This window comes from Stenotrophomonas sp. NA06056, from assembly GCF_013364355.1.
GTDB lineage: Bacteria > Pseudomonadota > Gammaproteobacteria > Xanthomonadales > Xanthomonadaceae > Stenotrophomonas.
On record NZ_CP054931.1, the window covers coordinates 2,321,120 to 2,339,869 of the forward strand.

The following is an 18,750-nucleotide window of genomic DNA, read 5'->3' on the forward strand; positions in this document are numbered from 1 at the left end:
TGGCTACCCGTCACCGCGCCCACGCCCAGCAGAGCCGCATCATGCGTGGCCGCCCGTCATCCCGCACACGCCCAGTAGAGCCACGCCACGCGTGGCTGCCCGTCACCCTGCGAGCGGCGCCGGGCCATGCCCGGCGCCGCCGTTCCTCAGAACGTGAACACGTATTCCAGCGCGAACTCACGGCCCACCGCGCCCAGCAGGCGGGTCGGTGCGAAATCGTAGTCGACCTTGTACGGGTCCTTGTGATTCCAGCTGGCCGCGTTGAAAGCGTTGTTCACGTACAGATTGACCTTCATGAACTCGGTCACCTGGTAGCCGACGTTGAAGTTCCAGGTGATGAACGGCCCGACCCGACCGTAGTAGCGCGCCGTCTGCTGCCCGGCGTTCGGGTTCGGATTGACCGAACCATCAGGACGGGTGGCAGGCTCCAGGCAGTTCAGCGACGGGCTGTCGCTGGGCACATAGCCATCGGCGAACGGCAGGCAGCCGCCAGGATTGTCCAGACGGTCGGTACCCCAGTGATAGCGCACACCCGGCACCGAACCGATGCGGTCGGCATACACGTTCGCATTCCAGTTGCCACGCTGCCAGGCCAGGCTCGCGCGCAGCTTGCTGCGCAGGTCGCGGTCGCGACGTTCCGGGTTCGGATCGTTGGCGTAGCGCTGCTCCTTCGTGGAGATCTGGTTGGTGTAGTTCACCCCCAGCTGGAAACTGCCCCATGCGGCCGTCTCCAGACGGTAGCGCGCACTCAGGTCGATGCCGCGGACTTCGCGGCTGGCCAGGTTGAACGGACCACGCTCGATCGACACCAACCGCCCGCTGCTGTCACGGTTCACCCGCGCGAGGATGCCGGCGCAGTACGCTTCACCCGCCGGGTTCGCCCACGGCGTGCCGTCCATGTTCTTGCCGGTCAGGCAGCCGGCCTCGCTGGCCAGTACTTCGTCCGCACCGACGTCGACGATCATGTCTTCCAGCTTGATCGCCCAGTAGTCTGCGCTCATCGACAGGTTCGGCAGCACGTCCCAGACGAAGCCAACCGTCCACGAATCGCCGGTCTCCGAGCGCAGCAGCGGCGTACCCCGACGGTTCACGTCGAACGCGTACCAGACATCGGTATTGCCCACGCCACAGTTGTTGACCAGATAAGCCCCGCTCTCGATGCAGCGCAGGCGGTCATAGGTCAGCACTTCGGAACTGCTGGCCTGACCGAGCAGGTAGTGCATGTCCGGCGCGTGGAAGCTGGTCGCGTAGGAGCCGCGCACCAGCAGGGACTCGAACGGCCGCCATTCCAGACCGGCGTTCCAGGTGGTTTCCTTCTGGCTACCGATATCCAGCGCCCCGCCATCGCCGTCGGCCTTGTAGCTGCCGTAACGGTCGTAGCGTGCCGCAGCGGTGGCGATCAGGCTGTCGGCCAACGGGATCTTGAACTCGACACCGGCCGAATAGCGGGTGCGCTCACCACCACCACGATCAACGTTCTGCAGATCGAAATCGATGCCGGCGCGCGGATCAGGGCTGAGGTGATAGCCCTGTTTCGCCACTTCGGCGACCGCTGCGAACGAGATCGGCCCGGCCCAGCCCTGCAGCAGTTCGCCGGTGATGTCGGCCGAGGCCTGGTTGACGTAGGACGTCGCGCGGTTCTTCGCGACCGTGCCCATCTGCCAGTACTGGTCCGGGGTGATCGGGTTCCACCAGCGCGACTCGTTCAATGCGTAGATAGCCTCGCCGTCGGCGGTGGTGCCCAGTCGTGGGCCGAGGAAGAAGTCGTACGACTTCTGCTCGTCCACCACGTTCTGCCGCTCTTCAACGCGGTAGTAGGAACGGCCGACCGTGGCGCTCCAGTCGAAGCGATCGGCCAGGCGCCCGCGCAGGCCTGCACTGACATCCCACGACAACTCGCGGTTGGTGTTACGCAGCGTATCCAGGCCACCGACTTCATTCGGGGTGAACTGGCGCACGCCAAGCACCGGGCGATTGCGGTTGGCATCCCAGTAATAGCCGTTGGCATCGTCGATCAATGAAACACTGGGTGGATTGGTGCCCCAGATCGCCTCGGAACGGTATACCGCCAGGTTGCTCCAGGCCTGCAGGCCATCACCGAAATCGAAGGTGCCATAAAGATTGCCCGACACATTCTCCGAGCCGCCGGTCAGCAGCCAGTTGGCGTAGTCGGCGCTCATGCCGCACAGGCGGCCGGTGTTGCTCACCGTATTGGCGTTGTAGTTGTAGACCAGCCGATCGGCGGTGTAGTACTCGCCAGCGAATTTCTCGCAGGTACCGTCCGGTGGTGCCAGGCGCTGGCCGGTGCTGGGGTCGATCAATGCCAGCCCCGCGGTGGGACGGAAACCGACCTTGCGCTGTTCCATGTTCCAGGACGGGTACAGCGCATCGTCAGCGTCGTCCATCTGCGGCCGGTCGCGGCCGAACAGCGGATCGCGCTTGGTGTACTGCAGGGCGTAGGTCACGCTCCAGTTGTCGCCGGTCTTGCCGCCCGCCCACGACAGATCCCAGATATCGCGGCCGCCTTCGGTGGAGGTACCACCGCGCACGCGCACTTCGTCGCCGTCGTAGTTGGTCTTCAGGATGACATTGACCACGCCGGCGATGGCGTCCGAACCATAGATCGCCGACGCGCCGCCGGTCAGCACTTCGATGCGCTCCACGGCAGCGGCAGGAATGTTGCTGTAGTTGGAGAAATTGGTCTCGCCGCCATAGGGCAGTGGGTAGTCCGCCACGCGGCGGCCGTTGACCAGCAGCAGGCTGCGGTTCGGGCCCATGCCGCGCAGGTTCAGGCCGCTCGCATTGGGGGTATGCGAGCCCCACTGCGACGCCGCTTCGACGGTACCGGTCGCCTCGGTCAGCGTCTTCAGGGCGTCGTAGACAGTGACGAAGCCTTCCTTCTGGATCTGTGCGGCGGTGATCACGTTGACCGGGGCCGGGCCCTCGACGCCAGCGCGTTTGATACGCGACCCGGTAACGGTGACGGCATCGAGGTCCTTGGTGGACGACGTGGCCGCTTCCTGCGCGCCCGCTGCGAAGGGCAACAGGGCAAGGACGAGGGCCTGGGACAGCAGATGACGACGGTTGCGGACGGACTGAGCCATGGGCGGATGCTCTCGGATGGTGGACGCGCGGTCGGATGGCGATCCCGGGCGTTGAACCGATCCAACTCGATTCGATCACCCTCCCCTGTGGATCGATCCAAACTAAAGCACAGCTGAACCACGCCCGGCATGTGGCGACGCAGCATCCGACTGTCGCGCGTTGCTGGCGCGAATCAGTAACCTTTTGAATCAATGGGTTGGAAAACATCGTTACGCTGACAGCGCAGATGTTGATGACAAGGTTGCGACACACTCGCGCAGAACGGTTTTGTCCGTCACTGGCCTGACGGCGATGGAAACTCAGCCGTCCAGCGCTTTCCGCAGGGCGGCCACGGTGGCGGTCGCGGTCTGGCTCCAGTCCGGGTCCAGCCCGCGCAGGGCCGGGTTCTGGAACTGCATGGCCGAGCGCCGTTGCCCCTTGGCCGAGGCATGCAGTTCGGCACAGCCGGTCTGCCGCGCCACGGCGGCGATGTTGCCCGGGCCAAGCCCTGCGCCGGCCATGACGCTGATCCGACCGGCCGCCTGTGCGACCAGCGCGGCCAGCACATCCGCTCCGGCTTCGGCGCTGGCCTGGCCGCCGGACGTCAGCACCCGCTGGCAGCCCAGCCCGATCACCTGTTCCAGCGCATCGGGCAGATCGCGGGCGGCATCGAAGGCGCGGTGGAAGGTCACCTGCAGCGGTCCGGCAGCCTGCAGCAGTTCCCGGCATAGCGGCAAGTCGATACCACCTTGCATATCCAGCGCACCGATCACCACACCGTCGCAGCCCAGCGCGCGGCACTGGGCGATGTCACGCAGCATCAGCTCAGTTTCCAGCGCGTCGTAGTGGAAATCACCCGGGCGCGGTCGCACCAGCACGAACAACGGAATCTGCAGCCGCTCGCGGGCGACGGCGATGCTGGCCAACGACGGTGTGGTGCCGCCTTCGGCAAGGTTGTCGAACAGTTCGATGCGATCCGCACCGCCAGCCTGCGCGGCCAACGCCGAGGCCACCGAGTTGCTGGCGATCTCCAGCGTGCGGCGCGTGCTCACGCCTGCGTGCTCGTATAGATCGATGGCGAGTCGCGCAGGTCATCCTGGCGCTGCGCATCGCACACCGCGTAGACGAAGCCGCGATGCAAGGCATACGCACCGACGTCACCCCGCTTGTTCATCGCCAGGAAGCAGACCTGCAGCGTGCGGCTGGCTTCGGGTCGCTTGCGCACCACGCGGTCGATCGCCTCGCGGCAGGCCTGTGCCGGCGAGCGCCCCTGGCGCATCAGCTCCACCACCAGGAACGAGGCCGCGTTGCGGATCATCTCTTCGCCGACACCCGAGGCGGTGGCTGCGCCCACTTCGTTGTCCACATATAGGCCGGCGCCGATGATCGGGCTGTCGCCCACCCGGCCGTGCAGCTTCCAGGCCATGCCGCTGGTGGTGCAGGCACCGGCGAGGTTGCCCTTGGCATCCAGCGCCAGCATGCCGATGGTGTCGTGGTTGTCGCTGTTGCCGGGGATTTCACGGCGCTCGGCATTGATCTGCGGCGCGTACTTCTCGGTCTTCAACCATTCGCGCCATGCCGCTTCGGCCTTCGGGGTCAGCAGGTGCTGGCGCTCGAAGCCCTGCTGCACGGCGAACTGCTGGGCGCCCTCGCCCACCAGCAGCACGTGTGGGCTGTTCTCCATCACCTTTCGGGCCACCGACACCGGATGCAGGATGTCGACCAGTGCAGCGACCGCGCCACAACGGCCGTCGCCATCCATGATGCTGGCATCCAGGCTCAGCACGCCGTCACGGTCGGGGTTGCCGCAATGACCGACGGTGGGATTGCACAGCTCGCTTTCGGCCCAGCGTGCACCGGCTTCCACCGCATCCAGCGCAGTGCCGCCCTGTGACAGCACCTTCCACGCGGCCTGGTTGGCCGGCACGCCGAAGTCCCAGGTCGATATCACCTTGGCTCCGCCCTGCGTACGCGCCTTCACCACCGGCAATGCTGCCACGCCTGCGGCCAGTGCACCGGCCTGCAGGAACTGCCTGCGATCCACCATCTTCGCCTCCGTCTGCATGCTGCGCCCGCCGGCCCGATGCCGGCAGCGTCGATCAACCGTGCGCGGGTGTCCGCGCGGCGTGCCAGGCGGCTGCACCGAGCACGCCCAGCTGACCATGTTCCACTCGCCACACCGGCACCTGGCGCAGCACGTCGGTCAGCACGCCCTTGTTGAGGAAGCGCTCACGGAATCGGCCGTCGGCCAGGAAGTCCTGCACATGGGTGGAAATGCCGCCGGCCAGGTACACCGAGCGCGCGCCCACCGCGATCGCCGCGTCGCCAGCCAGGCTGCCCAGCCAGGCGCAGAACACCTGCAGGGTTTCCACCGCCAGCGCATCGTCGCCTTGCCGCGCGGCTGCGATCAGCGCTTCGGTGCTGGTCCATTGCGGCGTCGCACCGCGCAGTTCGCACAGGCAGGGGTACAGGTTCATCAGGCCGCTGCCGGACAGCACGCGTTCGTTGTCCACATGCGGCCAGCGCTGCAGCAGTTGGCCCAGCACATGCAGTTCCAGCGCGTTGCCGGCACCCAGTGCAGCGTGCCCGATCTCGCTGGCCAGCACTGGGCGCTCGCCATCGGCGAAGCGCAAGGCCGCACCCAGGCCGGTGCCCGGCCCCAGCACCAGCGCCGGGAACGTCTTGGCGGGATCGGCATCGCCGTTCAACGGCACCAGCGTATCGGCCTGCAGGTAGGGAATGGCCAGCGCCACCGCTTCGAAATCGTTGATCAACTGCAGGTCGGGCAAGCCCGACTGGCGGCGCGTGGCCGACAGCGAGACCGTCCACGGCAGATTGGCATTGATGAGGGTGTCGCCGTCGAGCAGGCCGGCGATGGCGACCACCGCGCTGACCATCGGCTGACCGAGGCTGGCGGTGAAATCAGCCAGGATTGCCGCCAGGCTGGGATGGTCGGCGCAGGCGTAGGTGCGGTAGCTGCCCAATCGCGGTGCTTGCCCCGGCATGGTCTCAGCCAGCGCCAGGCGGGCAAAGGTGCCACCGACATCGGCGACCACCAGGCTGCGGGGAACGCCGCCGCGGGCGGAGTCGGATGGAACCGGGGACGCTGCTGCAACGTTCACGCTGGCCTGCTTGGATCGATTGAATCGTCCCGATTCTCAGGCATCGGCCGGCCTTTGCCTAGCGCGGCGATACCACCCCCGGGGTCACATGCCTTCCTGCTCGGCCACCTGTACGCCATCCACCAGCACCCGCAGGCGCTGCGGACGGAACCCGGCGAACAGCAGCGGGCGGGTCCGCTCCACCAGCACTTCATGGCCGCCGATATGGCGCTGCCACGACTGTACCAGCGAGAACGAGAAGTGCGTGCCCGGATGCAGCGGATGCTGCACCCAGACCTTCTCGCTGGCGCTCTGCAGCAGCATCGCGCCGGTGAACCAGTGGCGGCTGAGGGTCACCGGCGTGGTGCCGGCCATGAAGCGGATATCCATGCTGCGTCCTTTCGTGATGGAAGTTGGTGATGGCAGCGCGGCCGGTGCTCAGGGCTGCGCGGTCTGCAGACTGTAGCTGGTGCTGGCGGTGAACACCGCACCGTCCGGCTGGGTGGAACGCACCTCGACCTTGTGGCTGCCCACGGCGAGGTCGGTCGGCAACGCGCCACGCCACAGGTGCGGCGAGGCGGTGGCTTCCGGCGAACGGTCGTAGCCGCGCAGCGTGGAGGCCAGATCATCGGCGACGTTCTCCACCAGCAGTCGCGGGTCAGGCTGGCTGACCTGTTTCATCGGCTGCCAGGCGCCACCATCGATGCGGTACTCGACCACACTGGCATCCTCGCCCATGTAGACGTTGGCGTAGACGCCCCATGCCGGGTACGCGCCCTTGCGCAGCACCTTCGGTGCATGCAGGCCGATCTGCTCGCTGGCGGCTGCACCGGCCACCCGGTACTGCAGGCGGTAGCTGCCGTTGCCGGCCACGTCCAGCAGTGCATAGCCCTTCGGCGTGCCATCGCTCATGGTGCTGTCCGGTACGCCCGCGGCGTTCTTCACGCCCGACCAGAACGCACCGCAGTTGGCACCGACGTTGTACTCGTGCAGCGGCCTGGCGCCCTGCCAGCCGTCAGCCTTGCCGTGGTAGACGTGCTGCTGGGTGTGGCTGTGGCCGCTGAGCACCAGCACGTTGCGGAAGTCCTTCAGCAGATCGAACAGGCGCTGGCGGTCGGCATGGCGGAAGGTCTCGCGCCCCGGTGCCGCATCGAACAGCGGGATATGCATGCCCAGCACCAGCAGGCGGTCCTTGTGCAGACCCTTCAGGTAGGCAGCAAGGAAGGCGAACTGATCCTCGCGCAGGCCACCCACATACTTGGGCTTGGCGTTGGGGTCGTACACCACGTCATCGAGGAACACGAAACTGGCGCCGCCCTCTTCCACCGCATAGGTGTCGGGGCCGTAGATGTTGCGCCAGCTGTCCAACGAATGCGCGTCGTTGGCCGCGTCGAAATCCAGATCGTGGTTGCCGGGCACGTGGAACCACGGCACGCCGAGCTCGGTGGTGACCTTGTTGATCGCCGGGTACAGCGTCAGGTCGTCGTTGACGATGTCTCCGAGCGTGGTACCGAGGCGCGCCTTGGTCTGCCCCACCAGCGGCGCCACGATCGCCTGCTGGTAGTAACCGATGTCCCGCAGGCTGGCGGTCTGCGAATCGGTGAACACCAGCATCTGGAAGCCACGGCGGCCGTCATGCCGGTCGTTCTGCAGGGCGAAGTCCCAGTTGCGGGCGACATCGCTGGTCGCCGCAATGCCACCGTACTTCAGCGCTGGTGAACCGTTCGGGCGATAGTGCCGCCAGAACGACGGCAGGCCGTCGGCGGCCTTCGGGAAGGAATAGGCATCGGGCTTGATGACGAAGACCGTCTGGCCGTCACGCACCGGCAGGCTGTAGCTGCCATCGGCGGCGGTCTTGACGATTACTTCGCCGTTGGACACCTGCACACCGGCAAGGCCCGGATCGGTCGCACCGCGGCCCGGCTTGGCGTCACGCTCCAGATAGACCTTGCCGCTGACCACGGTGTCCGCGGCCCAGGCCGGCGAGGTCAGCAACAGGCAGCACAGCCACGCGGCAGGCAGTTTCATGGGGGCGGTCCGGGAAAAAGAAGACGCCATATTGTAGGTGCGGACCGTTGGTCCGCACACCTTGTTCAACGATGGCGCTTTTCCAGCACGTCGCGGGCATCTTCCAGCGACAGCCCACGCGCGCGCAGCAGAACCAGCAGGTGGTACAGCAGGTCGGCCGCTTCGCCCAGCAACGCCTCGTCCTCCTGCGCGACCGCCGCCAGCGCCGTTTCCACGCCCTCCTCGCCTACCTTCTGTGCGATGCGACGGATGCCGCCCTCGAACAGCGACGTCGTATAGCTTCCGGAAGGACGCAACGCCTCGCGCACGGCGACCAACTGGTCCAGGCCACCGAGGAAGTCCCTCGGCGCGCCATCGAAGCAGCTTTCCGCCCCGGTGTGGCAGGTCGGGCCTGCCGGGCGTGCCAGCACCAGCAGCGTATCGGCATCGCAATCGACGCTGATCGACTGCACCACCAGCACATTGCCGGACTGCTCGCCCTTGGTCCAGAGACGCTGCTTGCTGCGGCTGAAGAAGGTCATGTGGCCAATGGCCAGCGTGGCTGCCAGCGACTCGGCGCTGACGTAGCCCAGCATCAGTACCTGCAGGGTATCGGCGTCCTGCACCACGGCTGGCAACAACCCCTCGCCCTTGTCCCAGTCCAGCGTTTCCAGTGCCTGCGGCGACGGCCGCACGTCAATAGACATCCCGTACCTCGATCTGCTGCTCGCGCAGGTAGTGCTTCAAGTCGGCAATGGCGATGGCGCCACTGTGGAAAACGCTGGCCGCCAGCGCACCGTCAACGTCGGCCTGGTCAAAGGCCTGGGCGAAGTGCTCCATCGCACCCGCGCCACCCGACGCGATGAGTGGCACCTGGCACAGCGCACGCGCCGCCCGCAGCTGTTCGACGTCATAGCCTCGGCGTACGCCATCGCTGTCCATGCAGTTCAGCACGATCTCGCCGGCACCCCGGCGCTGCGCTTCGACGATCCAGTCCAACGTGCGCAGTGGCACCGCCTGGGTCTTGTCCGGGTCGCCGCTGAATCGGCGCACGCGCCACTGGCCATCGTCCTCGCGCACGGAGTCGACACCCACCACCACGCACTGCACGCCGAATTCTTCAGCCAGTTCGGTGATCAGTTCCGGGCGGCCCAGCGCGGGGGAGTTGATCGAGATCTTGTCCGCACCGGCGAACAGCACGCGGCGCGCGGTCTCGACGCTATCGATGCCGCCAGCCACACAGAACGGAATATCGATCAGGCGCGCGATGCGCTCGATCCAGGCCACGTCCACCGAGCGTGCCTCCGGGCTGGCGCCGATGTCATAGAACACCAGCTCATCGGCGCCCTGGTCGCGATAGCGCTGGGCCAGTTCGGCGATGTCCCCCATGTCGACGTGATCGCGGAAGCGCACGCCCTTGACCACGCGGCCATCGCGCACGTCCAGGCAGGGAATGATGCGGCGGCTCAACATGCCAGTGCCTCGCCCAGGTCCATGCGCTGTTCCAGCAGCGCCTTGCCGAGAATCGCACCACCACAACCGGCGGCCTGCGCCGCAGCCACATCGGCCACATCGCGGATACCGCCGGACGCCTGCACATCGACGTCGGGCAGCAACGCTGCGAGGTGCCGATACAGGCTGATGTTGGGGCCGGCGAGCATGCCGTCGCGGGCGATGTCGGTGCACAGCAGGTGGCGCATGCCCGCCTGCGCGTAGCGCTCGGCCAAAGCATCCAGGGTCACCCCCGCGTTTTCGGTCCAGCCGTGCACCGGCAGCTGCCACTGCCCCTGCGCGTCCTGGCGTGCATCGAGGGCGATGGTCAGCCGTTCCGGGCCGAACTCGGCCAGCCAGCTGATCACCTGTTCGGGCTCGCGCACCGCCAATGACCCGATCACCACACGGCTGGCACCGGCATCGAGGATGCGCGCCACGTCGTCGCGGCCACGCACGCCACCACCAGTCTGCACCTGCAGCGGGGTCTGCGTACGGATTGCCGCCAACAGCGGCGCCAGCGTGTAGCCACCGGCACGTGCAGCATCCAGGTCGACCAGGTGCATCCACTGCGCGCCCTGCGCCGCGAACGCCTGCGCGCGTGGCAACGGGTCGTCGCCATAGTGGGTTTCCTGCGCGTAGTCACCCTGGCGCAGCCGCACCACGCGGCCATCACGGATGTCCAACGCGGGATAGACGATGAAACTCATGCAGCGGTGCCCTCAAGGAAATTGCGCAGCATCAGCGAACCGGTATCGCCGGAACGCTCGGGATGGAACTGGGCGCCGAAGTAGCGGCCCTGCTCGACCACGGCGGTGAACAGGCCGCCGTGGTCGCAGGCGGCAACGGTATGGCTGTTCAGCGGCGCGGCGTAGCTGTGCACGAAGTACGCACTGGCGCGCTCGGGAACCCCCTGCAGCAGCCGCGACGGGCGCAACGGCAGCAGCCGGTTCCAGCCCATGTGCGGCACACGGATGCCACAGGCCGGCACCAGCTTGCGCACCACGCCAGGGATCAATCCAAGCGTATCCACGCCAGCTTCCTCGGAGCGATCGAACAACAGCTGCATGCCCAGGCAGATGCCCATCAGCGGCACCTGCAGTTGGCGCAGCGGCTCGACCAGTCCCTGCGCATGCAGGCGCTGCATGCCGGGGCCGGCCGCACCGACCCCGGGCAGGATCACCCGCTGCGCGCCGGCCAGGCCTTCGGCGTCGCGGACCAGCCGCACCCTGGCGCCGAGCCGTTCCAGTGCGTAGCGCACCGAACCCAGGTTGGCGCCGCCGGCATCGATCAGTACGACCTCGCTCACAGCGCCCCCTTGGTGGTCGGCAAGGCGGTGCCCTGCCGTGCAAGCGCAGGCCGCAACGCACGTGCCAATGCCTTGAAGCAGGCTTCGACCTTGTGGTGATCGTTGTCGCCACGCACCTGCAGGTTGAGGTTCAGGCCGCTGGCATCGCACAACGAACGGAAAAAGTGCGGGACCAGCTCGGTCGGCATGTCGCCAACGCGCTCGCGCTTGAACTCGCCTTCGAACACGAAATACGGACGACCACTGAAATCCAGCGCGGCACTGGCAAGGGTTTCATCCATCGGCAGGGTGAAGCCGTAACGGCCGATGCCCCGCTTGTCCCCCAGTGCCTCACGCAGGGCCTGGCCGAGTGCAAGGCCGGTGTCCTCGATGGTGTGGTGTTCATCGATGTGCAGGTCGCCCTCGGCACGGATGTCCAGCGCGAAGCCTCCGTGCTTTCCTATCTGTTCCAGCATGTGGTCGAAGAACGGCAGGCCGGTGTGGATGTGCGCATCGCCGGCACGATCCAGATCCAGTTCGACGCGGATCTTCGTTTCCTTGGTGTTGCGCTGGACCACCGCCGTACGCGGCGCATCAGCCAGCGCGTGGGCGATGCCCGGCCAGTCCCACTCGCCGCCGAACTGCTCGGTGCGCAGCTGGAAGCCACGGATGTTGAGGTTGTCGGCGAACTGCAGGTCGGTAATGCGGTCGCCCACCATGCCAGAGCGTGCCCAGTCGATGCTGCGATCCTGCAGATAGGCGGTCATCAGGCCGATGCCGGGCTTGCGCGTCGGTGCATTCTCGTGCGGCCAGCTGGCGTCGACCAGCACATCACGGAAGACGATGCCCTGGCTTTCAAAGATCTGCAGCATCAGATCGTTCGGGCCATCGAAGCTGGCGCGCGGATAGCCCTCGCTGCCCAGGCCATCCTGGTTGGTGACGATGACAAACTGGTAACCGGCATCGCGCAGTTTCAGCAACGCTGGAATCACCTGCGGCACGAAACGCAACTTTTCGTAGGTATCGATCTGGAAATCCGCAGGTTCCTCGATGAGGGTGCCATCACGGTCGATGAACAGGATGGGGGTCATGCCGCGGCCCTCCGTGCCGACAGGGCCGCAAGCACGCGGTCGTTCTCCCCGGGGCTGCCGATGCTGATGCGCAGTGCATCGCCCAGCTGCGGCGCGGCGCGCTGGTCGCGCACCACCACACCGGCAGCGAGCAACGCGCCGAACGCGGCCTGGGCATCGGCAAAGCGGACCAGCAGGTAGTTGCCGGCCGAGGCGTATACCCGACGAACGCCCGGCAGGCCAACCAGCGCGGCGGCCAAGCGCTCGCGCTCGGCAATGACCGTGGCCACGCGTTCGGCGGTGCGTGCCAGCGCGGCGGGCTGCAGTGCCTGCACGGCCAGTTCAGCGCATGGCGTCGGCACCGGATACGGCGCCTGGCAACGGCGCAGCACGGCAATCAGTTCCGGCGCGGCGATCAGGGTGCCGATACGTGCAGCGGCCAGTGCGTGTGCCTTCGACAAGGTGCGCAGTACCGCCAGGTTGGCGTGTGCGGCAAGCAGCGTGGTCGCCGATGCGCGCTGCGCATACTCCACGTAGGCCTCATCCACCACCACCAGTGCCTGCCCACGCAGGGCCATGGCCACCCGTTCGATTTCCGCCAGCGGAATGTCACTGCCAGCAGGATTGGACGGAGCGCACAGGAAAACCAGTGTGGCGCGCTGTCCTTTCGCAGCGGCAATCACCGCATCCAGGTCCGTGCGCAGGCCCTCGCCGTCGTCGATCAACGGCACGTCAATCAGCGGCGCACCCTGCAACCGCGCGCAGACCGCGTACATGCCGAATACCGGCGGGGTCACCAGCACGCCATCGCGGCCTGGCACGCACAGGGCGCGCACCAGCAGATCGATCGCCTCGTCGCTGCCACGGCCTACCAGCAGCTGTTGCGGCTGCACGTCGTACAGCGACGCCAACGCATCACGCAGCGCAACCGGTTGCGGCTCCGGGTAGCGGCGGCTGCCGCCCGTGGCATCGGCCGGATTGGCCCATGCCGATTCGTTCGCGTTCAACCACACTTCACCCTGCACAGCGCTGCTGCGCGCCGAACTGTAGCCGGCAAAGGCCTGCAGGTCCGGCCGTACCAGGGCCAGCACGCCGTCGATATCCGCGCTCATGCGGCCACCTCCATGCGCAGTGCCACCGCTCGTTCGTGCGCGTCCAGCCCTTCGGCGCTGGCAATGATGCGTGCACAGCCACCGATTGCCGCCAGCCCGGCGGCGCTGGCGCTCTGTACGCTGATCAGGTTCTGGAAACTGGCCACGCTGACGCCGCTGTAGGCACGCGCGGCGCCAGCGGTCGGCAGCACGTGATTGGTGCCGCTGCAGTAATCGCCCAGTGCTTCCGGCGTGTAGTCGCCGAGGAACACCGAACCGGCCGCCTGCACCTGGTCCAGCCAGCCGCGCGGTTCGCGCAGGGCCAGGATCAGGTGTTCGGGGGCGTAGCGGTTGCTGATGGCGAATGCCTCGGCCAGCGTATCGACCTGGATCAGACGCGAGGCGGAAAGTGCCTGCCGCGCGATCTCCTGTCGCGGCAGCAGCGCCACCTGCCGTTCGACTTCGGCCTCGACGGCGGCCAGCATCGCCGGGTCATCGGTCAGCAGCAGTACCTGCGAATCCGGGCCGTGCTCGGCCTGCGACAACAGATCGGCGGCAACGAAGGCCGGGGTGGCACCGGCATCGGCAATCACCAGTACTTCCGACGGACCCGCCGGCATGTCGATCGCGGCGGCACCGTCCTGGGCAACCTGCTGCTTGGCCTCGGTGACGAAACTGTTGCCCGGCCCGAACAGCTTGTCGCTCGCCGGGATGCTGGCGGTGCCATAGGCCATCGCTGCGATCGCCTGCGCACCGCCCAGCTTGAACACACGTTGCACGCCGGTCAGGCGCGCCGCCACCAGCACCGCAGGATCGGCCGTACCGTCGGCACGTGGCGGTGTGCACAGCACGACCTGCGGGCAACCGGCCAGCTGCGCCGGCACGCCCAGCATCAGTGCAGTGGAGGGCAGCGGCGCGCTGCCCGCCGGCACGTACAGGCCGACCCGGCCAATCGGCCGCAGCATGCGTTCACAGACCACGCCCGGCGCGGTCTCCACGGCATAGCCCTTGCCCATGCCAGCCTCATGGAAGCGCGTGATGCGCTCGGCAGCTTCGACCATGGCCTGGCGCAGTGCGGCCGGCACGGTGGCTTCGGCGGCAGCGAACTCGCGGTCGGAAACCTCGAAATCCTGGAGGTCCACGCCATCGAAGCGCGTAGTGATCGCGCGCAGTGCGGCGTCGCCCTGCGTGCGCACCTGCGCGATCAGCGCGGCCACCGCATCACGGGTCTGCTGCGCCACGGTCTGCACCGGGCGGGTCAGCGCCGCGCCACGCGCGGCCTCATCAAGTTGCGACCAGATCAGACGATTCATGCCAGCGACCGCTCCACGCTCAATACCATCAGGCCCTGGGCGCCGGCGCGCTCCAGTTCTTCCATGCGCTGCCAGGTCAACGGACCGGGGCACATGGTCTGCAGGCGCAATGCACCGCCATCGGCAGGCAAACGCACCAACGGTTCGGCATCGGCCAGCAGTTGCGTCAGTGCATCGACGCGGTCCTCGGTAGCGCGGAACATCAGCAGCTTGCGGTCCTGCCGCTGCACCACCCCGTCCAGGCGACGCAACAGCATGCTGCGCAGAGCGCCGCGGGCATCATCGGGAATGCGCACCGCGCCGGCCAGCACCGCTTCGCTGTCGAGCAGGTTGTGTACCGGGGTGAGCTGGTTGGCGCGCAGCGTGGCGCCACTGGAGACCAGGTCACAGATCAGGTCGGCGGTGCCCAGGCGTGGGGCGATTTCCACCGATCCGGACAGCTCGACCACCTGTGCTTCCACGCCCTGCTCGGCCAGCCACTGCTTGAGGATGGCCGGGTAGCTGGTGGCGATGCGGGTACCGGCCAGTTGTGCCGGGCTCTGCCATTGCCACTCTTCCGGCACCGCCAGCATCAACCGGCACTGGCCGAAGCCCAGCCCGCGCAGCGCCTGGTAGGCATCCGGCAGGCCGATCTGGCGGCGTGCAGCGGCTTGTTCGTCCAGTTCATTGCGACCGACGATGCCAAGGTCGCAGACGCCATCGGCGATCAGGCCGGGAATGTCGTCGTCGCGCACCAGCAACAGGTCCACCGGCAGCGATTCGCCATAGCAGAACAGCTTGTCGCGGCTCTCGCGCCAGCTCAGGCCGCAGGCACTGAGCAGGTTGCGGGCGGGCTCGGCCAACCGGCCACTCTTCTGGATGGCGATACGCAGCCGGTCTCGCGCCGGCGCTGCCTGGGTTGCACTCATGGGGGAGGTCTCGAAGTTCGGAACGGGGCGCGGATCAGCGCGAAGCAAGTCGGTCGATGGCGGCGGCATAGCCTCGATGGCCGTGCTCGAGCGTGCGTGCCACGCGTCCGGTGGTGGTCACGCTGACCCCGGTGCGCTCGTGGATTTCGCGGTAGGGCACACCCTGCTGCAGCAGCGGCACGACCTTCCAGCGGTCTGCCATGGCTTCCAGTTCGGCGGGGGTGCACAGGTCGCGCAGGAACGCTTCCACCTGCTCCGGTTCGCGCAGGGCGGCGAAGGCCTGGGCCAGGGCTTCCAGATCGGCTTGCGGGTCTTTGGCGGCGATGTCGGGGCGGGCTTTCACGGGCAGGATCTTGCATCAATGTAATAGCGTGTTAGTACATTAACGCATTCTTGCGCAGTGCGTCAAATCGAGGGCTGGGTTGGGGGTACGGCAGGGCTGCGCCCTGCACCCGCAGAAGCAAAAGCCAGTGCAACAGCAAAGGCCTGCATTCCGTGGGATGGCGGGGAGGGTCCGGTGGCAGGGGGCGCCGTAAACCCGTCCATGGGGGCTTGGTCGCGGCATCCATGCCGCTCACACCCCTGCCACCGGCCCCTCCCCGCCTTCGACAGTTGGCTGCGATCTGGCGGATCTCGCTGGAAAGCTGATCGGAACCGGCTTTTGTCGAGTCGAGCCATGCTCGACTGCTCTTCCCCATAAACGCAGAACGCCCACCAAAGGGCGGGCGTTCTATTTTGAAATCAATACGCTGGCGACACTCAGGGCAGGCAGCGAACCTCCGCCTGCAGCGCGCCGCGCCGCAGGCATTCGCCGAACAGGCTGCCCTGTCGGCTGGGATGGGGCTGCAGGTTCTGCAGCCCTCCTGCCCCGCCCGGGCACTTCTGCGCGGCCAGGGCCTGCAGATCCTGCTCAAGCTGCGCCCGGTCGATCACATGGCAGCGATCAACCACCAGCTGATACTGGGCCGGGCCGATCCGGGTGCTGCGCAGCGCCGGATCACTCTGGCAGCCCGCCAGCAGGAGCAGCGTCAGCGCCCCTGCGGCGGCACGCTTCACGCCATGACCCGCGACTGCTCCAACTCCACCTGCAGGGTGCTGGCCAGCTCGTCGCGGGAAACTTCGAACTGCTGCTCGCGCAGCAGGTCCTTTACCGCCACCACGCCACGCGCCAGTTCGTCCTCGCCCGCCAGCACCACGAAACGGATACCTGCCTTGGCCGCGTACTGGAACTGCTTGCCGATCTTCTTCGGCTCCATCTGCACTTCGGTGTTGATGCCACCGGCACGCAGGCGACGGGCAATGTCCAGCGACTGCGGCATGCCCTGCTCGTCCATCAGTGCCACCAGCGCTTGCACGCTGCTGGCTTCGATGCCCTCGATCAGGCCGGCTTCGCGCAGCTGCCAGAACAGGCGCGACAGACCGATGGAAATGCCCACGCCTGGCAGCTTGGACTTGCTGTAGTGGCTGGCCAGGTCTTCGTAACGGCCGCCCGAGCAGATCGAACCGATCTGCGGGTGGTCGGTCAGCGTGGTCTCGTACACCGTACCGGTGTAGTAGTCCAGGCCCCGTGCGATGGAGAAATTCAGGCAATATGCGGTTTCCGGCACGCCCAATGCCTGCACCAGCTGCAGCACTTCGCGCAGCTCGGCCACGCCGGCACGCAGGATCTCCGACGAACCGGCACCGGTTTCCAGTGCCGCCAGCTGCGCCAACGCATCGGCATGCCCCTGCGAACGCACAGCGACAAAGGCAAGGATCTTCTCGACCTGTTCGGCCGGAATGTTGAAACCCTCGCCCACCAGCGTCTCGCGCACGTAGTCGGGGCCACGCTTGTCCAGCTTGTCCACTTCGCGCAGCACCGCCAGCTGGCGCTCGCCTTCGGCCACGCCCAGGCTCTCGAAGAAGCCGCGCAGCAGCTTGCGGTTGTTCAGCTGGATGCTGAAGTCACCGATGCGCAGTTCGGCAAACACCGCGTGGATGACCGCCAGCACTTCGGCGTCGTAGCGCACGCTCAGGCTGTCCTTGCCGATCACGTCGATGTCGCACTGGTAGAACTCGCGGAAGCGACCGCGCTGCGCACGCTCGCCGCGGTACACGCGCTGCATCTGGTAACGACGGAACGGGAAGGTCAACTCGTGTTCGTGCTCGGCCACGTAGCGCGCCAGCGGCACGGTCAGGTCGAAGCGCAACGCCATCTCCGGCAGCGAACGGTCACCGGATTCGGCGGCGTTGGCCAACGCGCCGGTGGACTGCACGAAATACACCTGGCGCTCGGTCTCGCCGCCGGACTTGGTCAGCAGCACATCGGACAGCTCGAACACCGGCGTCTCCACCGGCAGGAACCCGAAGCGCTCGTAGTTGCGGCGGATGACGTCCAGCATGCGCTGGAACGCAATCTGCTCGCGCGGCAGCAGTTCAAGGGTGCCGGGCGGGGTACGGGGCTTGATCACGGGCGGAACTCCTGCGGGAACGGGGACGTGGGAGGGGCCGACATTCTAGCGCCCCACATCGCATTGCCGTGGAATACGGGGTCCAACGGCCGCTTGAAGTATCATAAAGCCCTCCCCGCCCGCGATACGCCCACGCAACATGTCCCGGCCTTCCGGCGTTCCGACCGCCACCAACGACCCCGCCGCGCCGTCCTGCGCCACGCTGGACTGCCTGCACTGCTCGGTACGCCACCTGGCGGTGTGCTCTGCGCTGTCGCCCGATGAGGTGCAGGCGCTGGAACAGGTGACCGTGTCGCAGCAGGTGACGATGGGCAGCACCCTCGCCCGCAGCGGTGAAGAGCGCCTGCATGTCTATACATTGACCGGTGGTGCATTGCGGCTGGTGCGTACGCTTGCCGATGGCCGCCGCCAGATCAATGGCTTCGTGCTGCCCGGCGACTACCTGGGCCTGAGCGGCAGCGACCACCATCGCTACGACATCGAGGCCATCGCCGACAGCCGCGTGTGCCGCGTTGCCCTGCCGCAGATGAAGGGCCTGCGTGCCCGCTATCCGCACCTTGAGCGCAAGCTGCTGCAGCGCGCCTGCCAGGAACTGGATGCCGCACAGGATGCCGCACTGGCGCTGGCACGCCTGCAACCGGCGGAAAAACTCGCTGATTTCCTGCTGCGCCTGGCCGCGCGCGAGGCCAAGCTGGGCGGAGACGGCCTGCGCGTTTCGCTGCCGATGGGCCGCGGCGACATCGCCGACCATCTGGGCCTGACCATGGAGACGGTCAGCCGCACCTTCACCAAGCTGCGCCAGCAGGGCTTGATCGCCCTGCCCCATCTGAACGTTGTTGAGATCCTCGACGAGGATGGATTGCGCAGCCTCGCCGGTGAAGTGCAGGGCTGAGCGCCCCGACGTTGCTGGGGTTGCCGGCCAGCGGCCGGCACTACCAGAAGCATGC

18 protein-coding genes are annotated in these 18,750 nt (G+C 67.0%); 1 reads left to right on the top strand and 17 read right to left on the bottom strand.

From position 1 onward, the window contains the following. Positions 1-146 precede the first annotated feature (146 nt). From HUT07_RS10220 to hisS, 17 genes are all read right to left on the bottom strand, one after another. Positions 147-3,104, bottom strand: a complete 2,958-nt coding sequence (locus tag HUT07_RS10220; RefSeq protein WP_176020851.1) for a TonB-dependent receptor — start codon at positions 3,102-3,104, stop codon at positions 147-149. Positions 3,105-3,404: 300 nt separating this feature from the next. After that, on the bottom strand, positions 3,405-4,136 hold the full coding sequence (locus HUT07_RS10225) for a copper homeostasis protein CutC (RefSeq protein WP_176020852.1): 732 nt from the start codon (positions 4,134-4,136) through the stop codon (positions 3,405-3,407). Then, on the bottom strand, positions 4,133-5,131 hold the full coding sequence (locus HUT07_RS10230) for a N(4)-(beta-N-acetylglucosaminyl)-L-asparaginase (RefSeq protein ID WP_176020853.1): 999 nt from the start codon (positions 5,129-5,131) through the stop codon (positions 4,133-4,135). The genes HUT07_RS10225 and HUT07_RS10230 overlap by 4 nt, the downstream gene beginning before the upstream one ends. Positions 5,132-5,183: 52 nt before the next feature. Next, complete coding sequence (locus HUT07_RS10235) at positions 5,184-6,206, bottom strand: glucokinase (RefSeq protein ID WP_176020854.1); 1,023 nt, start codon at positions 6,204-6,206, stop codon at positions 5,184-5,186. An 84-nt stretch (positions 6,207-6,290) separates the two neighbouring features. Continuing rightward, positions 6,291-6,575: a hypothetical protein gene (locus HUT07_RS10240; protein ID WP_176020855.1), complete on the bottom strand. Its 285-nt coding sequence runs from the start codon at positions 6,573-6,575 to the stop codon at positions 6,291-6,293. A gap of 48 nt (positions 6,576-6,623) precedes the next feature. Beyond that, entirely contained in the window at positions 6,624-8,213 is a 1,590-nt protein-coding gene (locus HUT07_RS10245; protein ID WP_176020856.1) for a calcineurin-like phosphoesterase family protein, read from the bottom strand. Positions 8,214-8,278: 65 nt separating this feature from the next. Next, entirely contained in the window at positions 8,279-8,899 is a 621-nt protein-coding gene (gene hisIE / locus HUT07_RS10250) for a bifunctional phosphoribosyl-AMP cyclohydrolase/phosphoribosyl-ATP diphosphatase HisIE (protein ID WP_176020857.1), read from the bottom strand. Beyond that, entirely contained in the window at positions 8,889-9,665 is a 777-nt protein-coding gene (hisF, locus tag HUT07_RS10255; protein ID WP_176020858.1) for an imidazole glycerol phosphate synthase subunit HisF, read from the bottom strand. Before hisF ends, hisIE begins: the two co-directional genes overlap by 11 nt. Then, entirely contained in the window at positions 9,659-10,393 is a 735-nt protein-coding gene (hisA, locus tag HUT07_RS10260; protein WP_176020859.1) for a 1-(5-phosphoribosyl)-5-[(5-phosphoribosylamino)methylideneamino]imidazole-4-carboxamide isomerase, read from the bottom strand. The genes hisF and hisA overlap by 7 nt, the downstream gene beginning before the upstream one ends. Beyond that, positions 10,390-10,992: an imidazole glycerol phosphate synthase subunit HisH gene (gene hisH, locus HUT07_RS10265; RefSeq protein ID WP_176020860.1), complete on the bottom strand. Its 603-nt coding sequence runs from the start codon at positions 10,990-10,992 to the stop codon at positions 10,390-10,392. Before hisH ends, hisA begins: the two co-directional genes overlap by 4 nt. Further along, complete coding sequence (gene hisB, locus HUT07_RS10270) at positions 10,989-12,062, bottom strand: bifunctional histidinol-phosphatase/imidazoleglycerol-phosphate dehydratase HisB (protein WP_176020861.1); 1,074 nt, start codon at positions 12,060-12,062, stop codon at positions 10,989-10,991. Before hisB ends, hisH begins: the two co-directional genes overlap by 4 nt. Continuing rightward, positions 12,059-13,153, bottom strand: coding sequence for a histidinol-phosphate transaminase (gene hisC, locus HUT07_RS10275; protein WP_176020862.1), 1,095 nt, complete (start codon positions 13,151-13,153; stop codon positions 12,059-12,061). The genes hisB and hisC overlap by 4 nt, the downstream gene beginning before the upstream one ends. Next, entirely contained in the window at positions 13,150-14,445 is a 1,296-nt protein-coding gene (gene hisD, locus HUT07_RS10280; RefSeq protein WP_176020863.1) for a histidinol dehydrogenase, read from the bottom strand. The genes hisC and hisD overlap by 4 nt, the downstream gene beginning before the upstream one ends. Then, complete coding sequence (gene hisG / locus HUT07_RS10285; protein ID WP_176020864.1) at positions 14,442-15,353, bottom strand: ATP phosphoribosyltransferase; 912 nt, start codon at positions 15,351-15,353, stop codon at positions 14,442-14,444. Before hisG ends, hisD begins: the two co-directional genes overlap by 4 nt. Positions 15,354-15,387: 34 nt before the next feature. After that, the gene (locus tag HUT07_RS10290; protein WP_176020865.1) at positions 15,388-15,696 is read right to left on the bottom strand and encodes a YerC/YecD family TrpR-related protein; all 309 of its coding nucleotides are present in this window, start codon (positions 15,694-15,696) and stop codon (positions 15,388-15,390) included. A 416-nt stretch (positions 15,697-16,112) separates the two neighbouring features. Beyond that, complete coding sequence (locus HUT07_RS10295; protein ID WP_176020866.1) at positions 16,113-16,409, bottom strand: hypothetical protein; 297 nt, start codon at positions 16,407-16,409, stop codon at positions 16,113-16,115. Beyond that, on the bottom strand, positions 16,406-17,803 hold the full coding sequence (gene hisS / locus HUT07_RS10300) for a histidine--tRNA ligase (RefSeq protein WP_176020867.1): 1,398 nt from the start codon (positions 17,801-17,803) through the stop codon (positions 16,406-16,408). Before hisS ends, HUT07_RS10295 begins: the two co-directional genes overlap by 4 nt. 139 nt (positions 17,804-17,942) lie before the next feature. Between hisS and HUT07_RS10305 the strand changes: the two genes are divergently transcribed. After that, positions 17,943-18,695 (top strand): helix-turn-helix domain-containing protein, encoded by a 753-nt coding sequence (locus HUT07_RS10305; RefSeq protein ID WP_176020868.1) that lies wholly within the window; start codon positions 17,943-17,945, stop codon positions 18,693-18,695. The last annotated feature ends 55 nt before the right edge of the window (positions 18,696-18,750 follow it).

Excerpts from the sequence above, each read along its gene's own strand:
- HUT07_RS10305 (WP_176020868.1), top strand. The coding sequence starts at position 17,943 with ATGTCCCGGCCTTCCGGCGTTCCGACCGCCACCAACGACCCCGCCGCG.
- hisB (WP_176020861.1), bottom strand. The coding sequence starts at position 12,062 with ATGACCCCCATCCTGTTCATCGACCGTGATGGCACCCTCATCGAGGAA.
- HUT07_RS10240 (WP_176020855.1), bottom strand. The coding sequence starts at position 6,575 with ATGGATATCCGCTTCATGGCCGGCACCACGCCGGTGACCCTCAGCCGC.
- hisA (WP_176020859.1), bottom strand. The coding sequence starts at position 10,393 with ATGAGTTTCATCGTCTATCCCGCGTTGGACATCCGTGATGGCCGCGTG.
- HUT07_RS10245 (WP_176020856.1), bottom strand. The coding sequence starts at position 8,213 with ATGAAACTGCCTGCCGCGTGGCTGTGCTGCCTGTTGCTGACCTCGCCG.
- hisF (WP_176020858.1), bottom strand. The coding sequence starts at position 9,665 with ATGTTGAGCCGCCGCATCATTCCCTGCCTGGACGTGCGCGATGGCCGC.
- HUT07_RS10230 (WP_176020853.1), bottom strand. The coding sequence starts at position 5,131 with ATGGTGGATCGCAGGCAGTTCCTGCAGGCCGGTGCACTGGCCGCAGGC.
- hisIE (WP_176020857.1), bottom strand. The coding sequence starts at position 8,899 with ATGTCTATTGACGTGCGGCCGTCGCCGCAGGCACTGGAAACGCTGGAC.
- HUT07_RS10220 (WP_176020851.1), bottom strand. The coding sequence starts at position 3,104 with ATGGCTCAGTCCGTCCGCAACCGTCGTCATCTGCTGTCCCAGGCCCTC.
- hisD (WP_176020863.1), bottom strand. The coding sequence starts at position 14,445 with ATGAATCGTCTGATCTGGTCGCAACTTGATGAGGCCGCGCGTGGCGCG.
- hisG (WP_176020864.1), bottom strand. The coding sequence starts at position 15,353 with ATGAGTGCAACCCAGGCAGCGCCGGCGCGAGACCGGCTGCGTATCGCC.
- hisC (WP_176020862.1), bottom strand. The coding sequence starts at position 13,153 with ATGAGCGCGGATATCGACGGCGTGCTGGCCCTGGTACGGCCGGACCTG.